Source organism: Vagococcus silagei, from assembly GCF_004795745.1.
In the GTDB taxonomy this organism is placed as follows: Bacteria; Bacillota; Bacilli; order Lactobacillales; family Vagococcaceae; genus Vagococcus; species Vagococcus silagei.
Genome location: NZ_SDGV01000025.1, coordinates 1 through 2,952 on the forward strand (window position 1 = coordinate 1; position 2,952 = coordinate 2,952).

Annotated in this window: 1 rRNA gene; it reads right to left on the reverse strand. The window is 49.2% G+C overall.

The features are described from left to right. Window positions 1-2,836: ribosomal RNA gene (locus ESZ54_RS10760) — 23S ribosomal RNA — on the reverse strand; the annotation flags it as partial. Between the last annotated feature and the right edge of the window lie 116 nt (window positions 2,837-2,952).

Sequence of the window (2,952 nt, forward strand, 5' to 3'; positions counted from 1 at the left end):
ATCATCTTTCAGGGTTCTTACTTTCTTAAAGAAATGGGAAATCTCATCTTGAGGGGGGCTTCACGCTTAGATGCTTTCAGCGTTTATCCCTTCCACACATAGCTACCCAGCAATGCCCTTGGCAGAACAACTGGTACACCAGAGGTGTGTCCATCCCGGTCCTCTCGTACTAAGGACAGCTCCTCTCAAATTTCCAACGCCCGCGACGGATAGGGACCGAACTGTCTCACGACGTTCTGAACCCAGCTCGCGTGCCGCTTTAATGGGCGAACAGCCCAACCCTTGGGACCGACTACAGCCCCAGGATGCGACGAGCCGACATCGAGGTGCCAAACCTCCCCGTCGATGTGAACTCTTGGGGGAGATAAGCCTGTTATCCCCAGGGTAGCTTTTATCCGTTGAGCGATGGCCCTTCCATGCGGAACCACCGGATCACTAAGCCCGACTTTCGTCCCTGCTCGAGTTGTAGCTCTCGCAGTCAAGCTCCCTTCTGCCTTTGCACTCTTCGAATGATTTCCAACCATTCTGAGGGAACCTTTGGGCGCCTCCGTTACACTTTAGGAGGCGACCGCCCCAGTCAAACTGTCCATCTGACACTGTCTCCCACCACGATAAGTGGTGCGGGTTAGAATGGTCATAACACAAGGGTAGTATCCCACCAGCGCCTCCATCGAAACTAGCGTTCCGATCTCTACGGCTCCTACCTATCCTGTACATGTGTCACAAACATTCAATATCAAACTACAGTAAAGCTCCATGGGGTCTTTCCGTCCTGTCGCGGGTAACCTGCATCTTCACAGGTACTAAAATTTCACCGAGTCTCTCGTTGAGACAGTGCCCAAATCGTTACGCCTTTCGTGCGGGTCGGAACTTACCCGACAAGGAATTTCGCTACCTTAGGACCGTTATAGTTACGGCCGCCGTTTACTGGGGCTTCAATTTTGAGCTTCGCTATTGCTAACCCATCCTCTTAACCTTCCAGCACCGGGCAGGCGTCAGCCCCTATACTTCATCTTTCGATTTTGCAGAGACCTGTGTTTTTGATAAACAGTCGCTTGGGCCTATTCACTGCGGCTAAACTTGCGTTTAGCACCCCTTCTCCCGAAGTTACGGGGTCATTTTGCCGAGTTCCTTAACGAGAGTTCTCTCGCTCACCTTAGGATTCTCTCCTCGACTACCTGTGTCGGTTTGCGGTACGGGTCGTTTGTTTCTAACTAGAAGCTTTTCTTGACAGTGTGATATTGGAACTTCGGTACTAAATTTCCCTCCACGTCACAACTTGTCCTTAAAAGTATAAGCATTTGACTCATACTAAGACTTGTTGCTTGTACGCACATATCCAGCAGTGCGATTCCGTAACCTCCTGTGTCCCTCCATTGTTCAAACAAAACAAACGAGTACAGGAATCTCAACCTGTTATCCATCGCCTACGCCTATCGGCCTCAGCTTAGGTCCCGACTAACCCTGGGAGGACGAGCCTTCCCCAGGAAACCTTAGTCATTCGGTGGACAGGATTCTCACCTGTCTTTCGCTACTCATACCGGCATTCTCACTTCTAAGCGCTCCAACAGTCCTCACGGTCCATCTTCAACGCCCTTAGAACGCTCTCCTACCATAGAACCAAAGGTTCTATCCACAGTTTCGGTAATATGTTTAGCCCCGGTACATTTTCGGCGCAAGGGCACTCGACTAGTGAGCTATTACGCACTCTTTAAATGGTGGCTGCTTCTGAGCCAACATCCTAGTTGTTTGTGCACCCTCACATCCTTTTCCACTTAACATATATTTTGGGACCTTAACTGGTGGTCTGGGCTGTTTCCCTTTCGACAATGGATCTTATCACTCACTGTCTGACTCCCGGATATAAATGAATGGCATTCGGAGTTTATCTGAATTCGGTAACCCAAGACGGGCCCCTAGTCCAAACAGTGCTCTACCTCCATCATTCTCAAATCCGAGGCTAGCCCTAAAGCTATTTCGGAGAGAACCAGCTATCTCCAAGTTCGTTTGGAATTTCTCCGCTACCCACACCTCATCCCCGCACTTTTCAACGTACGTGGGTTCGGTCCTCCAGTGCGTTTTACCACACCTTCAACCTGGACATGGGTAGGTCACATGGTTTCGGGTCTACAACTACATACTCACTCGCCCTATTCAGACTCGCTTTCGCTACGGCTCCGCTTCTTCAGCTTAACCTCGCATGCAATCGTAACTCGCCGGTTCATTCTGCAAAAGGCACGCCATCACCCATTAACGGGCTCTGACTTTTTGTAGGCACACGGTTTCAGGTTCTATTTCACTCCCCTTCCGGGGTGCTTTTCACCTTTCCCTCACGGTACTGGTTCACTATCGGTCACTAGAGAGTATTTAGCCTTGGGAGATGGTCCTCCCGGATTCCGACGGAATTTCTCGTGTTCCGCCGTACTCAGGATACTCATAGGTGTGTTGTCAATTTCGCTTACGGGGCTTTTACCCTCTTTAGCTGACCTTTCCAGGTCGATTCAACTATTCACAACAGCTACCACAGCTGAGTCCTACAACCCCAACAAGCAAGCTCGTTGGTTTGGGCTGTTTCCGTTTCGCTCGCCGCTACTAAGGAAATCGATTTTTCTTTCTCTTCCTGCAGGTACTTAGATGTTTCAGTTCTCTGCGTCTACCTTCTATTTGCTATGTATTCACAAATAGATAACATCCTATCAAAGATGCTGGGTTCCCCCATTCGGAAATCTCCGGATCAAAGCTTACTTACAGCTCCCCGAAGCATATCGGCGTTAGTCCCGTCCTTCATCGGCTTCTAGTGCCAAGGCATCCACCGTGCGCCCTTATTCACTTAACCTTCTTAACCTTACGGTTAATATTTTTCTTTCAATGATCAAATAGCGATATTTAATCATGAAAACATCTCACAGTTGTTTTAAAACAGCTGTTCAACGCGGTGTTCTCGGTTTTTTT